This is a genomic window from Aphanothece microscopica RSMan92, assembly GCF_046613545.2.
In the GTDB taxonomy this organism is placed as follows: Bacteria; Cyanobacteriota; Cyanobacteriia; order PCC-6307; family Cyanobiaceae; genus NIES-981.
This window is the reverse complement of record NZ_JBKKKY020000213.1, coordinates 1-1,033: the sequence shown is the minus strand read 5'-3', so window position 1 is coordinate 1,033 and position 1,033 is coordinate 1. Positions and strand designations below refer to the sequence as shown.

The following is a 1,033-nucleotide window of genomic DNA, read 5'->3' as shown; positions in this document are numbered from 1 at the left end:
ATCCGCCGCAGGCCCGAGCCGCGGACAGAATGGACGTCGCCCCTACACCGCCGGCCAGCGGCGCAACCCGCCGCGCCCTTCTCGCTGCGGGGGGCGCGGCTGCCTTGGCCGCAGGGACGTTCGCCTTCAGCCAGGTCGCCGCCGGCGAACGCTACCGCACGGAAGTGGGGGAGCGCCGGCTCGTCCGGCTCCGCGACGACGGTCGTCTGGAGCTGAACACCGCGACGCGCGTGACGGTGCGCGACCCGGTCGCAGGCGCGCGCCGCCTGCGGCTTGAAGCTGGCGAGATCGCGGTCGAGGCGCCTGCCGGGGCGACGCCGATCTGGGTGGAGGGCGGCGCCTCCTCGGTTCAGCTGGAGGCGGGCCGGTACAATCTGAGGCGCACCCCTGAAGGCCTTCAGCTGCTCGTGCTCCAGGGCCGGGCGTGGACACGATCGGAAGGCCGAATGCGTCCGCTGGGCTCGGGCGCGCTGGCGCGCGTCGACGAAACCCGCGCCGAGATCGAGGCCGCAGCCCCGGTGGCGATCGCGCGCGCGGACGCCTGGAGACGAGGCGAAATCCTGTTCGACGGGGAGACGCTCGGCGCGGCGATCGCTGAGTACAATCGTTATCTCTCCGCCCCGATCGTCCTGGCTGATCCAGCGCTCGGCCGACTTCGCCTCGGCGGACGCTTCACCTCCACGGATCCTGGTCCGTTTCTCGCGGCGCTCGAAGCGTCGTTTGCAGTCGAGGTCGTGGCCCGCAGCGATGGGGGCTACGCGATCGCGCCGGCGGGCTGACCGGCGCCCATGCGAGGATCAAGGCGCCCCCCGCGCGTCATAAAAGCTTCATGGCGCAGGAATGGCGGTTGGGGCGGCCTGAACCGTCTCGCCCTCAGCGGAGTAGCCGCGACACTGGGGGACGATCATGCGACGCGCAATCACGGCAGCAGCCGCCATCATGGCTGCAGGGGGACAAACCGCCGCCGCCGCTTCGGTCGATCGGCCTTCCGCGCCCGCCGCCGTGTCCATGGCCGGAGCGACCGCAGTTTACG

1 protein-coding gene is annotated in these 1,033 nt (G+C 72.0%); it reads left to right on the top strand.

Annotated elements, in window-relative coordinates; genetic code table 11:
• Window positions 1-779, top strand: a 779-nt coding sequence (locus ACLD7X_RS17050; protein ID WP_411424878.1) for a FecR family protein, incomplete at its 5' end; no start/stop codon positions are given.
• Window positions 780-1,033: the final 254 nt, after the last annotated feature.